Source organism: Xanthomonas sacchari (genome assembly GCF_024266585.1).
GTDB classification, from domain to species: domain Bacteria; phylum Pseudomonadota; class Gammaproteobacteria; order Xanthomonadales; family Xanthomonadaceae; genus Xanthomonas_A; species Xanthomonas_A sacchari_C.
Genome location: NZ_CP100647.1, coordinates 92,182 through 114,467 on the forward strand (window position 1 = coordinate 92,182; position 22,286 = coordinate 114,467).

The window sequence follows — 22,286 nt, forward strand, 5'->3', positions numbered from 1 at the left end:
CCGCGGCCGTCATGACAGGCGGATCGTGGTGTTGACGCCCTGCCCGGTGCCGGCGTCGTCGAACCAGCGCGCGGTGACGGTCTTGGTCTGCGTGTAGAACTGCACCGCCTGCTTGCCGTAGGGGCCGAGGTCGCCGAGCTTGGAGGCGCGCGAACCGGTGAACGAGAACAGCGGCACCGGCACCGGGATCGGCACGTTGATGCCGACCTGGCCGACGTCGATCTCTTCCTGGAACCTGCGTGCGGCGGCGCCGGATTGGGTGAACAGCGCCGTGCCGTTGCCGTTCGGATTGGCGTTGACCAGGGCGATCGCGTCCTCCAGCGTGGCCGCCTCCAGGATCACCAGCACCGGGCCGAAGATCTCTTCGTCGTAGATACGCATGCCCGGTGCGACCCCGGAGAAGATCGTCGGGCCGACGAAGTTGCCGTGCGTGAAACCGGGTACCGTCGGATTGCGCCCGTCCAGTTCCAGCGTCGCGCCCTCGGCGATGCCCGTGTCGATCAGCGCTTCGATGCGCTCGCGCGCACTGCGCGAGATCACCGGCCCCAGGTCGGTGCCGGGTTCGCTGCCGGCGTTGACCTTCAGCGTCTGCGCCTTGGCCACCAACGCCGGAATCCACTGCCGCGCCTGGCCGACCAGCACCACCGTCGAGGCGGCCATGCAGCGCTGGCCGGCGGCGCCGAAGGCCGCGCCCACCAACGCATCGAGGGTCTGCTCGCGCGCTGCATCCGGCAACACCACCGCATGGTTCTTGGCGCCCATCATGCATTGCACGCGTTTGCCGGCCAGCGCCGCGCGCCGGTAGACGTGGGTGCCGACCGTGGTGGAGCCGACGAACGACAGCGCCTTGATGTCGGCGTGGTCGCACAGCGCATCGACCACCTCGGCGCCGCCATGGACGACGTTCAGCACGCCCTTGGGCACGCCCGCCTGCAACGCCAGTTCGACCAGCCGCATGGTCACCAGCGGATCCTGCTCGGACGGCTTGAGCACGAAGGTGTTGCCGGTGGCGATGGCCATCGGGAACATCCACAGCGGAATCATCGCCGGGAAGTTGAACGGGGTGATGCCGGCGCACACGCCCAGCGGCTGCAGCAGCGTGTAGGTATCCACGCCGTTGGCGACGTTGTTGGCCAGTTCGCCCAGTTGCAGGTTGCCGATCGCAGCCGCCTGTTCCACCACTTCCAGGCCGCGGAACACGTCGCCTTCCGCATCGGCCAGGGTCTTGCCCTGCTCGCGGGTGAGGATCGCCGCCAGCTCGCCCATGTGCGCCCGGATCAGCTGCTGGTAGGCCAGGAAGATCCGCGCGCGGGCGCCGATCGGCGTCTTGCGCCAGCTGGCGAACGCACGCCGCGCGGCGGCCACGGCGGCGTCCACTTCCGCGGCGGTGGCGAACGGCACGCGCGCGAGCACGTCCTGGGTCGCCGGATCGACGACCTCGCGCCATTGGCTGCTGCTGGATTCGACGAACGCGCCGTCGATCAGCAACTTGACGGTCGCCACCTCGGCGCGGGTCCGGGTCATCTGGTTCACGGGTCCTGTCTCCTCATCGCATCACCACCGGGCGGGCGGCGATGGACAGGACAAGCGAACGCGCGGCGCAGGGCCCCGACGTCGTTCGGCTCGTCAGGTTGCCCACCGCAACACCCGAGAAAGAACGTCGCAGGACGTCCACGCCAGGCCGGTCTCCGGGCTTGCGAGCAATGCGGGATCGCATTACCCCGACGCCTTCCCGCTTGCGCAGTGGTCTGTTGTCGGGTGTTCTCGCCTACCGTTGCGGGGGCAGCGCCGGCATCGGACCGGCTTCCCGTTTCACCCGGCGCGTCTTGCGACGACCAGGCACCTGAAGCGTGACCAGTGTAGTCGCGCCGCGGCGACGGCAACACGCTGCAGCGCAGCGCGCGTGTCGACGCCGGCACGCTGCGCGCCGTGGCCGACAGCGCACCGCGGCGTTCGCCTGCGACGGCCGGCGTGCACGACCGGCGGACACCAGGCTGCAGCGACGACACCGAACGCGCCGCACGATCGCCGCCGCGGCGGGCCGTCGCAGCGCCCCCACGCGGAGGCCCACAGGCACGCGCCGCTATAGCCGGTGCTAAGAAGAGAAGCTGCAGGTTCGCGTGCGTTCTAGGTATGTTCGCCGCAGTTGGCGGCTGTTAGACTGCGCGTCCCCTTGGGGAGTAGCCTGCTGTCCACCCTGCGCGGACAGCGCCCGTATCAACAGACTCGGCCGATGCGCCGTGGTACGGGCAGCCAGTTCGGTTGGCGAGACCAGCGGCGAGTGCGCAAGGCGAAGGCCGGGCGCGCGCACTCGTCGTTGTCGCCTGTCCCGGTAAGGTTCCCCATGTCGTTTCTTTCGATTCTGCTGCTCGGCATCGCCATGTCGACCGACGCCTTCGCCGCCGCGGTCGGCAAGGGGGCGGCGATGCAGCGCCCGCGCTGGGCCGACGCGCTGCGCGCCGGCCTGATCTTCGGCTGCATCGAGGCGCTGACCCCGGCATTGGGCTGGGTGCTGGGCCAGGCCGCGTCCAAGTACGTGGTCGCCTTCGACCACTGGATCGCCTTTGGCCTGCTCGGCGCGCTGGGCGTGCACATGATCATCGCCGGTCTCAAGCCGGAGAGCGATGCGCCCGAGGAGGCCGCGCCCAAGCGCCACGGCTTCTGGAGCCTGGCCGCCACCGGCTTCGCCACCAGCATCGACGCGATGGCGGTGGGCGTCGGCCTGGCCTTCCTCGACGTGAACATCGTCGAGGTCGCGGCGGTCATCGGCCTGTGCACGCTGACCATGGTCACCCTGGGCATCATGCTCGGCCGCGCGCTCGGCGCCCTGGCCGGCAAGCGCGCGGAGATCGTCGGCGGCGCGCTGCTGATCGCGATCGGCTGCACCATCCTGTTCGAGCATCTGCATGGCGCGGGATGAGCGCGGTGGCGTTCGCTCGGCCCAGATTGGGGATTCGCGATTCGGAATTGGGGATGTGCGGCAACGGTGCGCGCCCATCCCGCCATGACCGCGCCCTGGGTCAGGCCGGCTTGGCAGTGAATTCCAGGTAGGTGGACAGGATGTACTTGTCGCCGCTTCGCGGCGGCAGGCCCGCGTGCAGGAACATCCAGTACGGCGGGAACACCAGCAGGCGCCCGGCGCGCGGGGCGATCTCCAGGTCCAGGTCGAGGAAGCGGGTGTGCCCGCCCTCGGCCACGTCGTTGAGATACCACAGGAACACCAGGTAGCGGCCGGTCTCCGCATCGCAGGCGTCGAAGTGCGGCTGGAAGCGTTCGCCGGCATCGGCGCGGTAGCGCTTGATCCGCAGGTCGGCCAGGCGCGGGCGCCATGGCACCTCGGCGCTCAGGCCGAGATCGGCGTTGTAGCGGGCCAGCGCCGCACGCACCTGTTCGATGAAGAAGCCCTGGAACGCCGGATCGGCGAGGCGGGTGACGTTGAGTTCGGTCCAGGCGCTGTCGTCCAGCCCGGCGCGCTGGCCGGCGCCATTGCGGCTGTGCTGGGCGGCGGTCTGTTCGAACTGCGCGATCAGTTGCGCGCAGAAGCCCGGATCCAGCGCCGCGTCGTAGACGCGGACGTAGTGACGCAGGTCGGTGTGGTTCAGGCGCATCGGCACGCTGCCCCCTGCAGCAGAACGGCGCGCCCGGAATGGACGCGCCGTTGTCATCCGCTCCGGCGCCGCCCGCACAGGCAGGCGGCGCCGGTTCCACTCAGAAGCGGTAGGTGGCCCGCATCCAGTAGTAGCGGCCGAGCGTGTCGTAGGTGCTCACGTCGGTGTTCGCGTTCAACACGTTGTTCTGGTACATCATCGGCGGCTGCTTGTTGGTCAGGTTGTCCACGCCCAGATCCAGGCGCAGGTTGGCCCCGGCCATGTCGTAGCCCACCTGCAGCGAGTGGTACATGTAGCTGCCGTAGTTCAGCACCACGCCCTTGAACGCCGCATCGGCGGACATGTTCTGGCTCAGGTCGCCAGTGCCGACCTGCATCTTGCCGACATAGCGCGTGGTCCAGCTCGCATCCCAGTTGCCCAGCTTCCAGCCGAACAGCGCATGCGCGCGCCAGTGCGCGTAGTTGCCGTAGGACGAGTTGTAGCGCCCGGCCATGTGCACCACCGTGTCCCCGGTGTCGATGTCGTAGCGGTGCAGGTAGGTGCTGTCCACGGCCAGGGTGAACTTGCCGTAGTCGGTGTCGGGCAGCGCGTAGCTGGCGCCCAGGTCGATGCCCTGGGTGTTGAGCTTGCCGATGTTGACCACCGGCGTCTGGATGTAGTCGATGTTGCCGGCGCTGACGGTACCGGCCGGGTAGCGGTGGATGTAGCTGCAGTACGGGCTGTTGTTGTCGTTGTAGCAGAGGTCGGCCACGGTCTGCGCGGAGATCGGCTGGATCAGGTCGTTGAGCTTGACCTTCCACCAGTCGAGGTTGAGCGACAGGCCCGGCACGTAGTCGGGGCTGTAGACCAGGCCGTAGTCGAACGAGGTGCCCTTCTCCGGCTTGAGCTGGTAGCCGACGTAGGTCGCGCCGGACTTGATCGCATTGGTCTGCGACAGGCCCGAGCCGGTCCAGCCGGCGGGCACGCCGGCGCAGGCATTGGCGTTGCCGCTACCGCTGTAGCCGATGCACGGGTCGACGAAGTTCGGCGAGTCGGCGGTCGGGCCCTGGTAGATGTCGGTGATGGTCGGCGCACGGAACACCTGCGCCGCGGTGCCGCGCACCATCAGGTCGTGGATCGGCCGCCACTCCACCTGGAACGAGGCGCTGTTGTTGCCCGAGCGCACGCTGCTGTAGTCGGAATAGCGGTCGCTCAGGGTCAGGTTGAGCGCGCCGATCGGCGAGGACTGCTCCAGCACCGGCATGAACAGCTGCGCGTAGGCTTCCTTGACGTTGAAGCTGCCGCTCAGCGGCGAGGCGCAGGCTTCGGAGGAGATGGCGCAGGTGTTGTCGCTGTTGATCAGCGCGTTGGCCGACACCGTGGAGTCCAGGCTCTCCTTGCGGTACAGCGCGCCCACCGCCAGCTGCGCGGCGCCGGCCGGCATCTCCCACAGGCTGCCGTTGGCGCTGGCTTCCCACTGCCGCATGATGGTGGTGGTTTCCTGGCGCGGAATCGACTCGTTGCTCTTGAGCCAGGCGACGGTATTGGCGTTGCCCTGGTCGAAGATGTTGACCTGCCCGCTGTTGATCGCGTTCTGCAGCGCGGCGTAGTCGACGTAGCCGTGGCTCCAGTTGCGCTGGCGGTAGTGGCCGTAGTTGAAGTTGGCGTCCCACACCCAGCTGCTGTCGCCGATGCCGCCCTTCAGGCCGATCACGTCCTGGTCGGTGGCGGTGTCGTAGAAGCCTTCGCGCTGGCCCAGGGTGGTGAAGCGCGAACGGAACTCGTAGCCGTTGGGGCCGAACTCCACGCCGAACGGGTTGTACGGGTTGTTCGCGGCGATGGTGATGCCGTCGTTCTGCGCATCGAACGGCAGCGGCGCGATCGCGAAGTTGGACATGGTGTGGTTGTGGTAGGCGTTGACGTACGCCTGCGTCGAGTCGGTGATGTTGAAGCTGCCGAGCACGAAGCCGCCGACGCGCTGCTGCGGGGTCAGCAGCAGGTTCTGCGCCTGGTAGTTGTAGGCGTCGGCCGAGGAGCTGTAGCACTTGTAGCCGCCGCTGCCGTTGCCGGTCAGCGCGCCGTTGGCGCTGCAGCCGTTGGCCGCCAGGGTCGCCGCCGGCAGCTTGTAGTAGCCGGTCGGCGTGCGGCTGGAACCGCCCTTGTAGACGCTGCCGCTGGACAGGTACATCGCGTACTTGGAGAACGCGCGGTTGGCGCTGGAAACGTCATTCTGCTTGTTGTAGTCCAGGCCGACCACGACGTTGCCGCGGTCCCAGGTCTTGCCGAAGGTGAAGCTGCCGCCCTGGCGCGCGCCGTCGCCGCGGCTGGTCTGGCCGTAGTTGGCCGAGACTTCGCCGCCCTCGAAGTTCTTGCGCAGGATGAAGTTGACCACGCCGCCGATGGCGTCGGAGCCGTACATCGCCGAGGCGCCGACCTTCAGCACTTCGACGTGGTCGATCATGTTGGCCGGGATCGAGTTGACGTCGTTGTTCTGGATGCGGTGGCCGTCGATCAGGATCAGCGTGCGCTCGTCGCCGAGGCCGCGCAGCGAAATGGTCGAGGCGCCGTCGCCGCCGCCGTTGTTGACCTGCGGGTTGGTCGCGGCGCCGGCGATGCCGGGCAGCGCCTGCAACAGGTCGCCCAGGGTCTGCTTGCCGCTCTGCTGGATCTGCTGGCGATCGACCACGGCGACCGGGCTGGCGGTCTCCACGTCCACGCGACGCACCAGCGAACCGGTGACGGTGAGCTTGTCCAGGGTCACCGGCGCATCGCCGGACGCGGCCGCCGCCGGCGCGGCGCTCTGCGCGTAGAGCGTGGCGGGAAGCGCGGCCATGGCCAGGCAAACGGCGTGAGCGAGTCTGTTCTTTGCTACGGACATCGGGAAGACCTCATGTGATGTGCGACAAGCGCCGGCGTTGCACGCAGGCGCGAACCATCCCGGGCACCTCGAAGGCGCGGCGGGCGAAATGGATGCCTCGGGCCAGCGGTCCATTACGGGACCGTCAGGCACTTGTTAGTTTTTTATAAGAAGGGTGTTGTTTCGGTGTGCCAGCGTGCGCCAGCCCCTGACAAAAACGCCGCTTCAACCGCGGTACAGCGCGTGCGGCGTTTTGCCGTTCAACCCGCAGACGGGAACGGTTCAGACAACACGCAGCGCTCAGCCGCCGCGGTAGTCCCAGTGCTGCAGGAACGGTTGCAGCACCGGCAGCACCGGCGCGAAGGCGTCGCGGTAGGCGTGCCAGCGGTCCAGGGCGTTGCGGTTGATGCCCTCCACCACCTGGGCGTAGCTGGGCGTGCTGATGAAGCCCTTGTCCCGCGCATGCCGCTGGAACTCCAGCAGCCGCTCCGGCTGCGCCAGTTGCAGGAACTGCCCCAGGCGCGCCACCTGCGCCTGCGGGTCGGCCACCAGGTCCTCGTAGCGCAGCTCCAGCGTGCGCGGCTGCAGCAAGGCGGCGTGGTAGCGCCAGAAGTCCATGGCATCGGCATAGCCGCGCGCCAGCCGCGGCAGGCTGGAACACAGCAGGGCGAAGGCCGGCGAGCGGAACGCCTGCATGTAGCAACTCAGCAGCACGTCGCAGGGATGGCGCAGCGCCAGGATCACCGGCGCCTCGGGGAACAGGCGCCGGATCAGCGGCAGGCGCAGCAGGTTCAGCGGGTTCTTGTCGACCAGACGTTGGCCCGGCTGCAGTTGCACCACCCCGCGCACCGCCTGCCAGTACTCGGCGCGCAACGCGGCGCAGGCGCCATCGTCGAGCTCGCCCAACCCGTCCGGCCAGGCCACGCCGCGCGCCTCGAGGCGGTCGGCCAGCCCTTGCAGGAACGGCCGCTCGTCCATCGCCACCAACTGCGGGTGGGCGTCGAGCATCTGTTCCAGCAGGGTGGTGCCCGAGCGCGGGAAGCCGACCACGAAGACCGGCGAGTCGGCCATGGCCGGTGCGGCCACCGGCCGCACCGCGGCGTGGCGCGCCGGATCCCAGCGGACCTGCGCGACCGGCAACGGCGGCGCGTCCGCCGCCGCCAGCTCCGGCACCAGCGCGGCCAGGCTCTCGACCTGGCCGGCATGGCCCTGCGCGCAGGCGTCCAGCGCTTCGTCATAGAGGCCCAGGCGGTCGCAGACCCGCGCCAGGGCGAAGAACAGGTTGCTCTGCTTGCGCCGGTCGACCGCGCTGCCGGCGGCCAGCAGCCCGCGCAACAGCGCATGCGCCTGCTGCCACTGACCCTCGCGCATGGCCAGCACCGCCAGCGCATTGCAGGCGTCCTGGCGCACGTCCGGGTCGTCGATCCGTTCCGGCGGCGGCAGCTGCGCGGCGGCTTCGCGCGCCTGCGGCAGGCGGTTGGCGCGTTCGAGCACCAGCACCAGCCGCGACCAGGCCCGCGCCGGCTGCGCCATCGGCCCCTGGGCGCAGGCGCGCAGCAGCTCGCAGGCGGCGTCGGTCTCGCCGCCCTGCGACAACAGCCAGGCCAGCTCCACGGTGGTGTCCGGATCCAGTGGCGGCCACTGCCGCCAGTCGGCGATCAGCGCCTGCACGCGCTGGAAGTCGCCGCATTCGTGGCAGGCCATCGCCGCGTGCACGCACAGCGGCGGCGCGTGCGGCGCCAGCGCGTGCGCATCGAGCAGGTGTTCGCGGGCGGCGGCGTAGTCGCCGGCGTCCATCGCCAGCAGGCCCAGGTTGTGGTGCGGCAACGGATCGTCCGGCGCCAGCGCGCGGGCACGCAGATAGGCCGCGCCCGCCGCGTCGGGTTCGCCGGCCTCGCGCAAGGCGGTGCCCAGGTTGTTCCAGTGCGCCACCTCGTGCGGCTCGCGCTCGGCCAGCGTGCGGTACAGGGCGGCCGCCGGCGCCGGCTGGCCCTGCATCTGCAGGCTCATCGCCAGCAGGCTGCTGGCCAGGACGTCGTCGGGACGCTGCCGCAGGTAGGCGCGGGCGCCGCGTTCCAGGGTCTGCGCCTGGCCGGCCTCCAGCGCCGCCAGCAGGTCCGGGAGCGGGGGGATCGCGGTGTCGTCCAGGGAGGTCATGCGCAGGCGGGTCGTGGGCGGTCCGTCACCTTAGCCGCCCTGCCGCGCCCGCCGCCACGCCGGCCGCGCCGTCGGTTGCCATACAGCGCATACATTGCCGTTACACAAACGCGCGATGGTCCTAGATCGGATCGTGGTAGGCGGTGAGGAAGGCGCGCAGCGAGGCCGGCTTGACCGGCTTGGTCAGCAGCCGGTAGCCGCGCTCGCGGGCCTGCAGCTTCAGTTCGTCGCGGCCGTCGGCGGTGAGCAGCGCGCCAGCCACCGGCCCGGGCATGGCCTCGCGCAGCGCGTCCAGGGTCTCCAGGCCGTCGAGCCGGTCGTGCAGGTGGTAATCGACCAGCATCACGTGCGGCGCGCACGCGGCCTGCGCCAGCGCCGCGTCGACGGTGCTGGCGCAGATCACCTCCACCTGCCAGCGGCCGAGCAGCGCACGCATGCCGTCGAGGATTTCCTGGTCGTTGTCCACGCACAGCACGCGCAGCCCGGCCAGCGAATCGGCCGCCGCCGCCCCACGCGGCGGGCGTTGCTGCGCCTGCGGCGGCGGCGCCGCCCGCGGCAGGGTGATGGAGAACATGCTGCCGTGGCCGACGCGGCTGCGCGCGTCCAGGTCGTGGCCGAGCAGGCGCGAGATGCGCTGGCAGATCGACAGGCCCAGGCCCAGCCCCTGCTCGCCCCAGTCGAACGGCTGCTGGTAGCGCTGGAACTCGTCGAAGATCTGCTGCATGTGGTGCGGCGGGATGCCCGGGCCGGTGTCCCAGACCTGCAGTTCCAGCGCCGCGCCGCGGCGGCGCATGCCCAGCACGATGCGGCCCTGGCGGGTATAGCGCAGCGCGTTGGCGAGGAAGTTCTGCAGCACCCGGCGCAGCAGCCGGCGATCGCTGCGCACCCACAACGGCCGCGCATACACGTGCAGGCGCAGACCGCGGCCGGCGGCGATCGGGCTGTACTGCGCGGCCAGTTCGCGCAGCAACAGGCCGGCATCCACATCCTCGATGGTCGGGCGCAGGCCGCCGGCGTCCAGCCGCGACACGTCGAGCAGGCCGTCGAGCAGTTCCTCGGCCGCGCGCAGCGAAGCATCCACACGCTCGGCCAGATGCCGCTGCTCCTCGTTCTGGTGCGCATCGCGCAAGGCCGAGGCGAACAGCCGCGCGGCGTTGAGCGGCTGCAGCACGTCGTGGCTGATCGCGGCCAGGAAGCGGGTCTTGGACTGCTGTGCCAGCTCAGCCTCGCGCGAGCGGTCGGCCACGCGCTGTTCCAGGGTCTCGTTGGCTTCGAGCAAGGCCTGCTCGGCGCGCTTGTAGTCGGTGATGTCGTTGTAGCTGGTGACATAGCCGCCGCCGGGCAGCGGCTGGCCGCGCATCTCGATCACCTTGCCGTCGCTGCGGGTGCGTTCGAACACGTGCGGGGTGCCGGCACGCATGTGCGCGATGCGGCGGGCGATCTGGTCCTCCACCTGGCCGCCGCCCAGCTCGCCGCGCTCGGCGTTGTAGCGGATCAGGTCGGCGACCGGGCGGCCGACGTAAAGCATGCCGTCGGGATAGCCGAACATCTGCTGGTAGCGGCGGTTCCACGCGGTCAGGCGCATCGCCGGATCGACCACGCTGACTCCGGCGCTGATGTTCTCCAGCGTGGTGGACAGGATCTCGCGGTTGAAGCGCAGCTCCTGCCCGGCCTCGTCGAGCACCGCCACCACTTCGCCCAGGTCCATGCCCGAGCCGCGCAGCAGGCTGGTCAGCACCAGGCGTGCGGAGGCCGCGCCGATCGAAGCGGCGAGCAGGCGCTCGGTGAACTGCACCCAGGCGCGGTCGGCGACCGCGGTGGGCTGCGGCTCGCGGCCGAGCAGTTGCGCCTGTTCGGCGAAGGCGCGGCGGGCGTGGCGTTCGCCGACCATGCGCTCGGCCAGCGCCTGCAGGTCGATCACGCGCACCTGCCCCAGCCAGTCGCCGGCCACCGCCGGACGCTGCGAATACGGTTCCAGGAACGGCGCCGCGCGCAGGCGCTCGTCCAGGCCCGGGCGCCAGCGCGCCGACACCAGCATCATCGTGCCGACGTTGACCAGCAGCGACCAGAACGTGCCGTGCGCCAGCGGGTCCCAACCGCTCATGCCGAACAGCTGCTGCGGGCGCAACCAGGAGATGCCGAACGGCCCGTCCAGCAGCCAGGCCGGCGCCAGCCAGCCGGCCTGGGTGAGCGCCGGCAGCAGCAGCGTGTAGATCCAGGTGGCGAAGCCCAACACCATGCCGGTCTCCACGCCCTTGCGGCTGGCACCGCGCCAGTACAGCCCGCCGATCACCCCCGGCGCGAACTGCGCCACCGCGGCGAAGGCCATCAGGCCGTAGGACGCCAGCGTGGTGTCGTTGCTGCTGCTGCGGTAGTAGCCGTAGGCGATCAGCGCCAGCAGCAGGATCGCCAGGCGACGGATCCACAGCACCTTCGAGGCCACGTCGGCATCGGCGGCCTGGTGCCCGCGGCGGCGCAGCAGCACCGGCATCACCAGGTCGTTGCTGATCATCGTCGCCAGCGCGATGCTGGAGACGATGACCATGCCGGTGGCCGCGGAGAAGCCGCCGACGTAGGCGACCAGCGCCAGCGCGCTGCGGCTTTCGGCCAGCGGCAGCGCCAGCACGATGCTGTCGTCGGCCACGTTGCCGCCGCCGAACAGGGCGATGCCGGCCGCGGCGATCGGCACCACCATCGCCGAAATCAGCACCAGGTACAGGCCGAACAGCCAGCGCGCCTTGCGGATGTCGCCGACGTCGCTGCACTCCACCACCGCCACGTGGAACTGCCGCGGCAGGCACACCAGGGCCAGGAAGCTGAGCAGGGTCTGCGAGATGAAGCCCACCGGCGGGGTGTTCTGGAACAGCGTGCGCGTCGACGCCAGCACCTGGCCGCCGTCGCGCGCGGACAGCCACACGTAGGCGAACACGCCCACCGCCACCATCGCCAGCAACTTGACTACCGACTCCAGCGCGATCGCCAGCATCATGCCGTGGTGGTGCTCGGTGGCATCGACCTGGCGGGTGCCGAACAGCGTGGCGAACAGCGCCATCCCCAACGCCACGTACAGCGCCGGATCGGCATAGAACGGCGCCCCGGCGCTGGACTGGCCGCTGAGCACCTGCAGGCTCATCGCCACCGCCTTGTACTGCAGCGCCAGGTACGGCACCACGCCGACCAGGGCGATCACCGCCACCAGCGCGGCCAGGCGCCGCGAGCGGCCATAGCGCGAGGAGATGAAGTCGGCGATGGACACCGTGTTCTCGCTGCGCGCGATCAGCGCCAGGCGCTCGACGATGCGCCAGCCGAACAGCAGCATCAGCAGCGGGCCCAGGTAGATCGGCAGATAGCCGGCGCCGTTGCGCACCGCACTGCCGACCGCGCCGTAGAACGTCCACGACGAGCAGTACACGGCCAGCGCCAGGCTGTACACCGCCGGCCGCAGCCACGGCCGTTCCGGGTACAGCGGACGGCGATCGCCCCACCACGCCACCGCGAACAGCAGCGCCGCATAGCCGACCGACACCAGCAGCAGGATCCAACTGGAAACCAAAGGCGAGCCCCCACGACGATGCGTGCAGTCTAGAGGCTGGCCGGCGTGTCGGCGTAGTCGGGGGCGCGAGGACCACCGCGTCCGACCATCGCCCACTGCATCCGCGAGGTTCCTGCAGCGGCATCGCTGCCTCGCGTCGGGGCTGAAGCCCCTCCCACAACCGAGGCGATCTCCGCTTGTGGGAGCGGCGTGAGGGAACGTCCAATCGCCTGGTCTCGCCACGATCAAGCCGGGTGCCGCTTGCGCTGTAGGCACTCTGTTCCCCGTCAACGCTCTGGCAAGGCAAAGAGCTGGGAGCCGTCGCAGGGAGCAGGGTTGCGCACCATGGCCCAGGCGACGGTCGGCAGCGTGCGCATGACCGCGGCCAGGGCCAGCCTCTTTATTCTTGCCGCGTGCCAAGCATGCTCGGTAAAGCCCGTCGCGGCTGAAGCCGCTTGTGTCAAATGAGGGTCTATCGTTATAGGTGAGAGCGGAGTGCGGCAGGCCGTTTAGCCGCAGTGCCAGCAAGCACGAGTAGGAGTCAGCGCCGCCGCACCCCGTATCTCCTGCCTCATCAGCCCGAACAGTTGCCCGAGTCGCGAGCTCGAACTCCACAAGCATGGGCATCGGCAGGAGTGCTCTCGTTCCTGAGTCTACTGCGGAGAACGTCTATGCGGCGCTATGTCGGGATCGATGTATCCAAGGCCGAACTGGTCATTCATGTCCTGCCGGACGAGCAGGCCTGGACCCAACCCAATACGCCACAGGGGCAGCGTGCGCTGGCCCAACGCCTGGCGGCGCTGGGCTGCGAGCGGATCGTGCTGGAAGCCAGTGGCGGCTACGAACATGCCGTGCTGCAGGTACTCCGAGAGGCGGACCTGCCGGCAGTGCGGATGGCCGCCGATCGTCCGCGCAAGCTAGCCCAAGCCTTGGGCCTGCAGGCCAAGACCGACGCCCTGGACGCGCGCCTGCTGGCCATCGCCGCCCAGCACATCCCGGCCACGCCCACGACCGTGGTGCCCGAGCATCTTCAGTCCCTGCGCGAACTGCTGGACCTACGCGCCACCCTGGTGGGCCAGCGCGATGCCCATCGGCGGCGCCTGGAGCACATCACCAGCGCCAAGGTGCAACGCCGCTGCCGAGAGGTGGTCGCCCTGCTGAACCAGCAGATCCAGACATTGACGCAGGAGATCGAGCAGCAGGGCAAGACCTGCTCGAGCTTGCCCAAGGTGCCTGGGCTCGGCACGATCCTGCGCGCGGTCCTGGCCGCGCGGTTGCCAGAGCTGGGCACGCTGCCGCCACGCAAGCTCGCCGCCCTGGTCGGGCTGGCCCCGTTCAATCACGACAGCGGCTGCTGGAAAGGCCAACGTCGCATCAAAGGCGGCCGTGCCGACGTGCGAGGCGTGCTGTACATGGCCACCTGGGCCAGCATCCGCGCCAAATCCCCCTTGGCCAACACCTACGCGCGCTTGCGCGCGGCCGGCAAGCCGGCCAAGGTCGCCATCGTCGCCTGCATGCACAAGTTCCTGCGCTGGCTCAATGCCATCGCGCGCGATCAGGCACCGTACGCCCCTCCGGTTATCGCTGGGGCATGACAGTTGACTCCTACAGGACACTTCTCGTCGGACGACGCGGTGGTGCCTCCGGGCCGAGATTCGCCATCCAGCCCCTCACCCTGCCACCGCAGCGCCCGCTTCAAGCGGACAGCCGCCCCGATGGTCTTCCCCGCTGCACCTATCGGCCCCGTGGCCTTCATCCAGGCCATGCCAGCGCACCGCGCACATCGCTCCCGCCACGGCCGCCCCGCCGGCGCTCGGGCTAAGATGCGCGCGGTGACCACCTGCGCCCGCCCCTGCTGATGTCCGGCATCCCGGCCGCCGTGCCGACGCCCCCGCCGTCGCTGCAACAGCGGACGCAGCGCCTGCACGCGCAATTGCAGCAGGCGCAGGCGCGGCAGGCGCAGGCCGATGCGGAGGTGGAACGGCGCCTGCCGGCGGTGGAACAGGCGGTGGCCGCGATCCGGCGCCGCTTCGTCGCGCAGGCGAGGCTGGCCGCGCGGGCGGCGGTACGGCGCGAACGCCGCCGCGCCTGGGGGCCGGCACTGCTGCTGCGGCCATTGCTGCCGGACTGGCGCTGGCGCGCGGCCTTGATCGGTCTCCTGGTGTTGGTCCTACCGTGGACGAGCGCGCACTGGCTGGGCGAGACGCGCGGCTTCCTGGACTGGTGGCGCCAGCTCGGCCTGCATGGCGATGGCGGCCTGATCCTGCAGAGCCTGCTGCCGTCGCTGCTGGTGTACGGCCTGCTGGTCGTCGCCGGCGCGCAGTTGCTGGCCTGGCACCACAGCCATGCCGAACGGCGCGCGCTGCAGGCGTTCGCGCGCACGCCGCTGGCGCTGGCGCAGGTGGCCGACGCCGCGCAGCACGATCCGGGATCGACGTATCCGGTGACCCGCGCGCCGTGGCCGCAGCGCGCCCTGCACGGCCGTTGGACGGTAGCGGCCACGCATGGCGATCTGTCCGGTGCGCGCCTGCTGGCCCTGCACGACGGCGCACAGGAACCGCGCCTGCAGGCGCTGATCGTGCTGCCGGATCCCGACCACGCCGCGGCCTTCCTCGTCATCGACCATGACCTGACGGAAACCGCCGCGCCCGCGTTGCACGCCGTGGCGCTCGCGCTCGCCCAGGAGGCGGTGGACGATGCGGCCCCGATCGCCGCGCTGCACGATCACGTGCAGGCCTGGAACATGGCATGCGGCCAGCAACGCGCGCTGCAGCAGCGGCTGCAGAGCCTGGAGGCGGTGCAGCGGCACTGGGCCGACATCGCCCTGCCCGACGCCACGCTCGACCAGATCCTGAAACTGATGGACCTGTTCGTGTCAGGACGCGCCCCGGCGCCGAAAGGCATGCTCCTGCACGGGCCGCCGGGCACCGGCAAGACCCTGATCGCGCGCAAGCTGGCGCGCCATGCCGGCTGCCATGTCGAAGCGCTGGGTGTGGCCGACCTGAAGGCCGCGCACGTCGGCCATACCGGGCCCAAGGTGCAGGCGATCTGGCAGCGCTGCCGCGAACACGCCCCGGCGATCCTGTTCATCGACGAATGCGAAAGCGTGTTCGCGCGCCGCGGCGGCACCGACAGCGACAGCTTCGGCGCCGAGCTGGTGCAGACCTTTCTCGCCGAGTGGGACGGCTTCCGCGCCGCGCACGGGCAGGTGCTGGTGATCGGCGCGACCAACCGCCCGGCGCTGCTGGACGACGCGATCCTGTCGCGCTTCACCGCCAGCATCGCCATCGGCCTGCCCGACGCCGCCGCACGCGCGCGCATCCTCGGCGCCGAACTGCGGCGCGCCGGTTTCGCACTGGCGCCGGACGCACAGGTGATCGCCGACAGCAGCGGTCTGTCCGGCCGCGACCTGCACACCCTGGTGGCGCGGGTCGCCGCCGAGTGCGTCGACGGCACGCTCGACAACGCCACCCTGCTCGCGCAACTGCGCACGCTGCGCGGCAAAGGCTCCACGGTCGTCGCCACGCTCGGCTGGGACGACATCGTGCTGCCGGCGGCCACGGTCGAAGAGTTCGTCGGCCTGGGCAAGGAACTGCGCAACGCCGAGACCCTGGCCACGCTGGGCGTGCCGGTGCCGCGCGGCATCCTGATGGTCGGCCCGCCGGGCACCGGCAAGACCCAGGTCGCGCGGATCCTGGCCAGCCAGTCGGGCCTGGCCTTCATCGCCCTGAGCAGCGCCGACCTCAAGGCCGGCTATCTCGGCCAGTCCGGCCAGCGCGTGCAGGCCGCGTTCGAGCGCGCGCGGGCGCAGGCGCCGTGCATCGTGTTCGTCGACGAACTGGACATCGTCGCGCCGGCGCGCGGTGCCGACGGCGACGACGCCTTCACCCGCGAGATCGTCGGCCAGTTGCTGCAGGAACTGGACGGCGTCGCCAGCCAGGCCGGCCAGGTGTTCCTGCTGGCCGCCAGCAACCACGCCGCCGCGATCGACCCGGCGCTGCTGTCGCGGCTGGACCGGCAGATCGCCATCGCCCTGCCCGACCACGCGGCGCGTACCGCCATCGTCGCGCGCCTGCTGCGCGGCAAACCGCTGGATCTCGACGCCGACGCCGCGGCGACCTGGATCGCCGATCGCAGCGAGGGCCAGTCCGGCCGCGACCTGCAGAACTGGATCAGCCGCGCCATGCGCCGCGCCGTCCGCCGCGCCCTGCAGCACAGCGACGACGCCTCCGGCACGCGGCTGCGGTGGGACGACCTGGTGGAAACAGCGAGTGCGGCGGTGTAAACGCCCGGCCGGAGGATGTAGACGCGGTGTGCGGAACCAGCAGCCCTGGATGGAGTCCCTGTGGGAGGGGCTTCAGCCCCGACGCGATATTCCACGGCAGAACACGGTTTCCACGGCGCGCACACCACCAGCAGATACCAGCGCTGGTGAGCGAAAGAGGCGCACGACCTAGTTACAGATGCGCCGTACGTCCACACCACGCCCAAGAAGCCGTCAACGGCTGACGCGACGAAGTAAGCACAGCCACGGGGGCCTGGCTGGCATCCCTGTGGGAGGGGCTTCAGCCCCGACGCGATGATCCCAGACAGAACCGGCTTTCCACGAAGCACCACATCCGCCTGCAAGCAGAGGATGCCGCTGAGCGAAAAATCGCATTACCTTGTTGCAGCCGCACTGCACGTCCGAGCAACGCCCACCCGGGCATCATCCGCAAGACCACACCGGAACCGCACCACGTGACTCACCTCGCCTCTTCCCCGCCGCCGCGCGCCGACGCCATCATCGTGATGGGCGTCTCCGGCAGCGGCAAGACCAGCGTCGCCCAGGCGCTTGCGGCGCACTACGGCATCACCTTCCTGGACGCCGACGATTTCCACAGCGCCGCCGCCAAGGCACAGATGGCGCACGGCATCCCGCTCAGCGACGCGCAGCGCGCGCCCTGGGTGGCGGCCCTGGCGCAACGCCTGCGTGCATCGGTGGATGCCGGGCAGAGCGTGGTGCTGGCCTTCTCCGGGCTGCGCAAGGCGCACCGGCAACAGTTGCGCGACACCGGCGTACCGATGCGCTTCGTATTCCTGCACGCGGCCGCGCACGTGATCGCCGAGCGCCTGGCCGCACGCCACGGCCACTTCATGCCGCCGACGCTGCTGCAGAGCCAGCTCGACACGCTGGAACTGCCGCTGGACGAAGCGGACGTGATCTCGGTAGACGTGGACGCACCGTTCGCCACGGTCGTGGCCAACGCCATCGCGCAACTGGATGCCGCCATCGCCTAGGGCGCACCCCGCCCGTCGCTCGCCGCCGGCCGATCGTGGCCTTGCCGCCATCCGCTGCGTGTCGCCTCCGAGGCAGCGGCACGCGTCGCAACGCGTACTGCTGCCGACAGGCGCGAGCTATTCGGTGAACCCCGCAGCGGCGATGCCGCATCGCGTTTCATCCGCGTTGCGGCGACCGACGCGGAATCGACCGCATCGACCAGGCTTGCCGCGCCCCGACGAACGTCGGGCTCACTCCTGCGGAACGTTCAACTCCTTCAGCAATTGCGGCGCCGGATACACCTTGGCCATCAGCCAGCGCAGATAGCGCATGTCCACATGGATCGCGCGCTTGTAGCGCGGGTCGTACCACCAGCTGGCGCTGACCGCCTCCCAGTTGCTGTCGAAGTTCAGCCCGATCAGCTCGCCGCGCGCATTGAGCACCGGCGAGCCGGAGTTGCCGCCGGTGGTGTCCAGATTGGTCAGGAAGTTCACCGGCTGCGTCTTCGACTGCGGATCGACGGTGCTGCCGAAGTCGCCCTTGGCGATCGCCGCCAGCAACGGCTTGGGCGCATCGAACGGTTCCTTGCCGGTGTTCTTCTCGACGATGCCGGCCACCGTGGTCAGCGGCGCGAAGCTGACCGCATCGCGCGGCGCCAGCGGCTCGACGCGGCCATAGCTGATCCGCAGCGTGCTGTTGGCGTCCGGATAGACCGCACGGCCCTGCTGCTTGCGCCAGGCGAACAGCGCACGCATGTAGGCCGGGCGCAACCGCAACTGCTCGCCCTCGCGCGCCTTGCGCTCGTCGTCCAGGCGCAGCTGCGCAGGCACCAGCGTGGCGGCCAAAGTCATCAACGGATCGGCCGCGGGTGCCTTGCCCTCGCGCGCAACAGCGAAGCGCGACAGGCGCTCGGCCTCGGTGCCCAGCGCGGTGCCGGCATAGGCCTTGTCCAGCGCCGCCTGCAGTAGCGCCGGGGTCCGCCCGAACACCGCATCGAACTCCGGCACCCGCTGCGCTTCAGGCAGCTGCTGGTAGCGGGTCAACAGCGCGGTCAGCAGCGCCTTCTCCACAGTCGGCGAATAGCGCCGCTGCACCTGCTTGAGCATGCCCTCTATCAGCGCCAGGTCGCGCTGCTGATAGCCGCTCTCGCGCTGGTCATCCGGCTTGGCCGCCTCCAGCCGCAGCCGCTCCAGCGTCAGCGCCGAACGCAGCGCCTGGGTCTGCGTGGCGATCAACCCCAGCAGCAGGTCGCGCTCGCGCAGCGACGAGGCCTGGCCGAGTACCTTCTGCAGCGCCGCGATATCGCGCGCATCGCTGCCATGGGTAGCCGCAAGCATGCCGCGCTCGTCCTCCGCGCGCAGCCGCACCGCATCGCTGCGCTGCAGCCCTTCCAGTTCGCCAGCGGCCCGCTTGCGATTGTTCTTCAGCGACTGAAGTTGCGACGCATAGCGCGTACGCGCCTCCGCGTCGGTCTTGCCCGCCGTCTCGATCACCCCAATCAACTGGTCCAGCACTGCCACCCGCTGCGGCAGCGTCGCTTCTACCTGCTCGGCGAACTCGGCCGCGGTGCGATGCCGGTAGGTGATGCCGGGGTAACCGGCCAGCATCGCGAAATCGCCGGCCTTCGGCCCATCGGTGGCGATCTGCAGATGCGCCGGTGGCTGGTAGGGCACGTTATCGGCGCTGTAGTCCGCCGGCTTGCCGTCCCTGCCCACGTAGGCGCGCAGCAAGGTGAAATCGCCGCTGTGCCGCGGCCACATGAAGTTGTCGATCTCGTCGCCGTAGTTGCCGATCGCCCGCGGCGGCGCATACACCAGGCGCACGTCGCGCAGTTCCAACTGGCGAATGCGGTAGAAGTCGGTGCCGTAATACATGTTGGCAACGCTGCAGCGCACCCCAGCCTCGCGCTCGCAATCGGCGACGATGCGCTTGCTCGCCGCATCCACCGCATCGTAATAAGCGCGCCCGGTCTTGCCCTTGGCCGGCCCCAGCACCTGATCGGTGACCTTGTCGAAACCCACCGTCACCAGCACCCGGAAATCGGGATTGGCGGCGCGCTCATCGGCGCGATCCCGCGCGATGAACCCGTTCTCGATCAGGTTCTCCTTCGCCGAGGTGTTGTACTGGATCACCCCGTAGGCGACGTGGTGATTGGTCAACAACAACCCATCCCCAGACACGAACGCCCCAGTCCCGCCTCCGACCTTCACCACCGCGCTCAACGGCGGCTGCGTGACCTCGGCCAAGTTCTGCGGGTCGCCCTGGAATCCAGTCTCGTGCAATGGCTTGGCCAGCTCTGGCATCTGCGACGGCATCCACATGCCTTCGTCGGCATGGGCGGCGAGGCTTGCGGTGATGGCGAGACTGAGGGTCGCAGCCAGTCTGGTGGGCTTAGGCATGGAGCTATTTCGGGAAACACGACAGGTGTCGACCTTAGCTTGCCCACGCTGGACCGGCAATCTCTGACTGCCGCGTTACCCTGCATCAACGGCCATTTCCGGCGAAGCTGACTTCATGGTGCGCTCTAGGGCACGATGAAGCAGCGCAACTCGTAATCTTCAATTGGGAATTGAGGCGCAAATGAACCTGATATGAAAGGTGCAGCCACCGAAATAGAGCCAGGAAATTCCCCGGCTGCCAAGAACATTTTTTCATCCTTCCCAGAAGTAATAACAAGCCCCGCATCAACAGTAAAATTTCTTATGGAAAAGCTCAATATCTGAACATTAGCAACAGTGAAGTCTTTTACTTCAAAATCTTCTAGATTAGCTTGCAATTTTCCAGAACTTACGATTCCAAAATTAATACTTCCAAGCTCTTCATTTTCAAATGCTAGCGTGCTTGAGGATGTAATCTCTGCCACCACCCCAGAAGCAAAATTTAATCGAACGAACCAAGTCAAAGACAGCTCTTGACCATTAGGAAAATTTATTGACTGCAACTTTTCCCCTGTCAGCAAATCTTTAATTTTTTCGTACTGAACACCATCACATTGCAGCGGTAAGAGTATTCTTCCATCAGAGGTTTCTTTAGTCGTAGTGTAAGGATTCATGAGGCTTTTCGCCATTTTGAGGAATATCAATAGTTTTCCCGCCAGATGAATTAACTGGCCGCCCAAAGATTCCATTCTCTCCAACCTGGCTGCCTGGCGGCGCTTTGTCACCTGGCCTCCAAGGTCTCGTCCCACCAGTAAGCTTCTCTAGGTCAGTTGCATAGTCGCCGGTACCCCCATTTTCAGGTGTCAATTTCCCACTTGTATGTCTCTTTCCGCTTTTATTGGGGCCGGCAAGGGGACTGCTTTGATCTCCAACTAAATCTGTGGGCAGAGGAGGAATACCTACTGAACCATTTTCACCCGAAGCACTTGAAGGGTCAGCAACTGATTCACTCTTGTTTAAAAGATTATTTAATTTTATTATTGCTGTTATGTATTTTATGGCAGTATCAAAAGCAGCCGTGCGCAGAGTTATTAGTGTATAATTCGGATAATCGCTGAACCAAAATTCAGCCATATTTTGGCTATGGATATGGCAATCTCTACCATTACACTTTACATCCCTGCCGTCAGGATCGGTATACTTGTAAGGGTTATTTCTCGCATAAGTGAAACGGTTAAAATTAGAGGCATTTCCGTATGCGGTTACCTGATCAACAGAGAGAAATCTAGCAATCTCTGGATCATAATACCTTTGTTGCATGTACGTTAACCTAGTGGCGGCGTCCATTACGTGACCCGTATAACCCGGTTCATCAGACGCTGCACGATTCAGCAAACTGCCGTATGGCTCATATTCACTGCGCTCTACGATATTTCGGTTGTTGTCCGTCGTCAGCACAACCGAACCCAGTCCATCAGTGTGGACATAACGAACTGTCTGCGCAGGCGAGCTGAATGTGACAAGCAGTAAAATGATAGCTGCAATCATAGGTCGCATTGGGGCACTAATCTCCTGAGATTTGACATCACTCGTCCTTGCGAGTTGGAACATAGATACGAATGTAGAGTCGACTTTACTCATGGAAGTCGGATCGACAACGCTTCCCCTAACAACATTACGGCGGAACGTACCCAACGAAGTCTACGGTGCAGGCTTCGCCAGAGTGGCTTACTTCAAGTAGACCTCGACGATGTCGCAGACATTGGCCTGCACATCGATCTTGCGCTTGTTCACCAATGCCGTCATCAACACGGCCAGCAACGCCTTTCCACCCGGTTGGTCGTCTTGAAAATGCAAGACAGCGTTTCCGGGGACGGCTGCCTTGCATTCCGCCGGCGTGTCCGACAGCCAGACAAAATGGTCGGTATGGGCCTGGTATGTGCCCAACTGCACGACGTCGAGGTTCTGCATCGATTCGTTTGCCGATGCTTGCCAACTCAGCAAAGCGAACACCAACAGCAAGCCTCTTTCATATTTCATATTGCTTCCCTTCCTGTAATTGGATCGATGTTCGCCATGCAAATCAGCGCGACCTCATCGTAATCTCTTATTTCTTCAGCCGTATTGAAATGACTTTGGTGCGATTGCCGAAAATGCATACGCCCGAGTCAACCAGGAGTTCGACATCCGTATTGCTGGTGTAAGCCGCCAGCGCCAACGCCGTCAGCTCTTTGTAGGCCGGATGATTCTTGTCAATCGCGAAATCATTCAGGGGAGCCGTACATCCAGATGGGCCATCGTTAGAGGTATGGATCGCCATACCTTCACCGTCCCAGCCGTTTTCGACGTAGGTGATTCCCCCCCCCCCGAGAACACCTGCATGGCAGCGTGCGCCTCGTAAGAAAAGCGGCATGCTGCAATCGCCAACAGCAGACCTATCATCTTCAAGCTCATTTGATCCTCTTTTCAATCCGTTGTTCGCCGTTTCTTAGTGCCTACAGCCTTTCAGGCCGCG

At 67.5% G+C, this 22,286-nt stretch carries 14 protein-coding genes and 1 riboswitch; of the genes, 4 read left to right on the plus strand and 10 right to left on the minus strand.

Translation table 11 applies throughout. The features are described 5' to 3' along the window. Positions 1 to 9 precede the first annotated feature (9 nt). The gene (locus tag NKJ47_RS00425; protein ID WP_254461495.1) at positions 10 to 1,524 is read right to left on the minus strand and encodes a CoA-acylating methylmalonate-semialdehyde dehydrogenase; all 1,515 of its coding nucleotides are present in this window, start codon (positions 1,522 to 1,524) and stop codon (positions 10 to 12) included. 138 nt (positions 1,525 to 1,662) lie between these two features. Further along, positions 1,663 to 1,862: riboswitch (cobalamin riboswitch) on the minus strand. Positions 1,863 to 2,344: 482 nt separating this feature from the next. On the opposite strand from NKJ47_RS00425, the gene mntP reads away from it, so the two are divergent. Further along, positions 2,345 to 2,920, plus strand: a complete 576-nt coding sequence (gene mntP / locus NKJ47_RS00430; protein WP_254459633.1) for a manganese efflux pump MntP — start codon at positions 2,345 to 2,347, stop codon at positions 2,918 to 2,920. Positions 2,921 to 3,020: 100 nt separating this feature from the next. On the opposite strand, the gene NKJ47_RS00435 is transcribed toward mntP, so the two are convergent. The 4 genes from NKJ47_RS00435 to NKJ47_RS00450 form a co-directional block, all read right to left on the minus strand. Next, a complete protein-coding gene (locus NKJ47_RS00435; RefSeq protein ID WP_254461292.1) occupies positions 3,021 to 3,608 on the minus strand; it encodes a 2OG-Fe(II) oxygenase family protein in 588 nt (195 codons plus the stop codon). Between the two features lie 100 nt (positions 3,609 to 3,708). Then, on the minus strand, positions 3,709 to 6,420 hold the full coding sequence (locus NKJ47_RS00440; protein WP_254459634.1) for a TonB-dependent receptor: 2,712 nt from the start codon (positions 6,418 to 6,420) through the stop codon (positions 3,709 to 3,711). 324 nt (positions 6,421 to 6,744) lie between these two features. Further along, positions 6,745 to 8,601, minus strand: a complete 1,857-nt coding sequence (locus NKJ47_RS20685) for a tetratricopeptide repeat-containing sulfotransferase family protein (RefSeq protein WP_302329800.1) — start codon at positions 8,599 to 8,601, stop codon at positions 6,745 to 6,747. A gap of 121 nt (positions 8,602 to 8,722) precedes the next feature. After that, positions 8,723 to 12,154 carry a hybrid sensor histidine kinase/response regulator gene (locus tag NKJ47_RS00450; protein ID WP_254459635.1) on the minus strand — a complete coding sequence of 1,144 codons (3,432 nt, stop codon included), beginning with the start codon at positions 12,152 to 12,154 and terminating at the stop codon, positions 8,723 to 8,725. Positions 12,155 to 12,804: 650 nt separating this feature from the next. On the opposite strand from NKJ47_RS00450, the gene NKJ47_RS00455 reads away from it, so the two are divergent. The 3 genes from NKJ47_RS00455 (at position 12,805) to NKJ47_RS00465 (ending at position 17,413) form a co-directional block, all read left to right on the plus strand. Beyond that, positions 12,805 to 13,728, plus strand: a complete 924-nt coding sequence (locus NKJ47_RS00455) for an IS110 family transposase (protein WP_254458495.1) — start codon at positions 12,805 to 12,807, stop codon at positions 13,726 to 13,728. Between the two features lie 263 nt (positions 13,729 to 13,991). Continuing rightward, positions 13,992 to 16,418, plus strand: coding sequence for an AAA family ATPase (locus NKJ47_RS00460; RefSeq protein ID WP_254459636.1), 2,427 nt, complete (start codon positions 13,992 to 13,994; stop codon positions 16,416 to 16,418). A gap of 455 nt (positions 16,419 to 16,873) precedes the next feature. Then, entirely contained in the window at positions 16,874 to 17,413 is a 540-nt protein-coding gene (locus NKJ47_RS00465) for a gluconokinase (protein ID WP_429002468.1), read from the plus strand. A 231-nt stretch (positions 17,414 to 17,644) separates the two neighbouring features. Here NKJ47_RS00465 and NKJ47_RS00470 read toward each other — a convergent pair whose 3' ends face one another. The 5 genes from NKJ47_RS00470 to NKJ47_RS00490 all read right to left on the minus strand — a co-directional run bounded on the left by NKJ47_RS00470 (position 17,645) and on the right by NKJ47_RS00490 (position 22,091). Next, a complete protein-coding gene (locus tag NKJ47_RS00470) occupies positions 17,645 to 19,792 on the minus strand; it encodes a S46 family peptidase (RefSeq protein WP_254459637.1) in 2,148 nt (715 codons plus the stop codon). 125 nt (positions 19,793 to 19,917) lie between these two features. Next, positions 19,918 to 20,445 (minus strand): hypothetical protein, encoded by a 528-nt coding sequence (locus NKJ47_RS00475; RefSeq protein ID WP_254459638.1) that lies wholly within the window; start codon positions 20,443 to 20,445, stop codon positions 19,918 to 19,920. Beyond that, entirely contained in the window at positions 20,423 to 21,412 is a 990-nt protein-coding gene (locus NKJ47_RS00480; RefSeq protein WP_254459639.1) for an RHS repeat domain-containing protein, read from the minus strand. Before NKJ47_RS00480 ends, NKJ47_RS00475 begins: the two co-directional genes overlap by 23 nt. 87 nt (positions 21,413 to 21,499) lie before the next feature. Further along, positions 21,500 to 21,811 carry a hypothetical protein gene (locus NKJ47_RS00485; protein ID WP_254459640.1) on the minus strand — a complete coding sequence of 104 codons (312 nt, stop codon included), beginning with the start codon at positions 21,809 to 21,811 and terminating at the stop codon, positions 21,500 to 21,502. 67 nt (positions 21,812 to 21,878) lie between these two features. Continuing rightward, on the minus strand, positions 21,879 to 22,091 hold the full coding sequence (locus NKJ47_RS00490; protein ID WP_254459641.1) for a hypothetical protein: 213 nt from the start codon (positions 22,089 to 22,091) through the stop codon (positions 21,879 to 21,881). Positions 22,092 to 22,286: the final 195 nt, after the last annotated feature.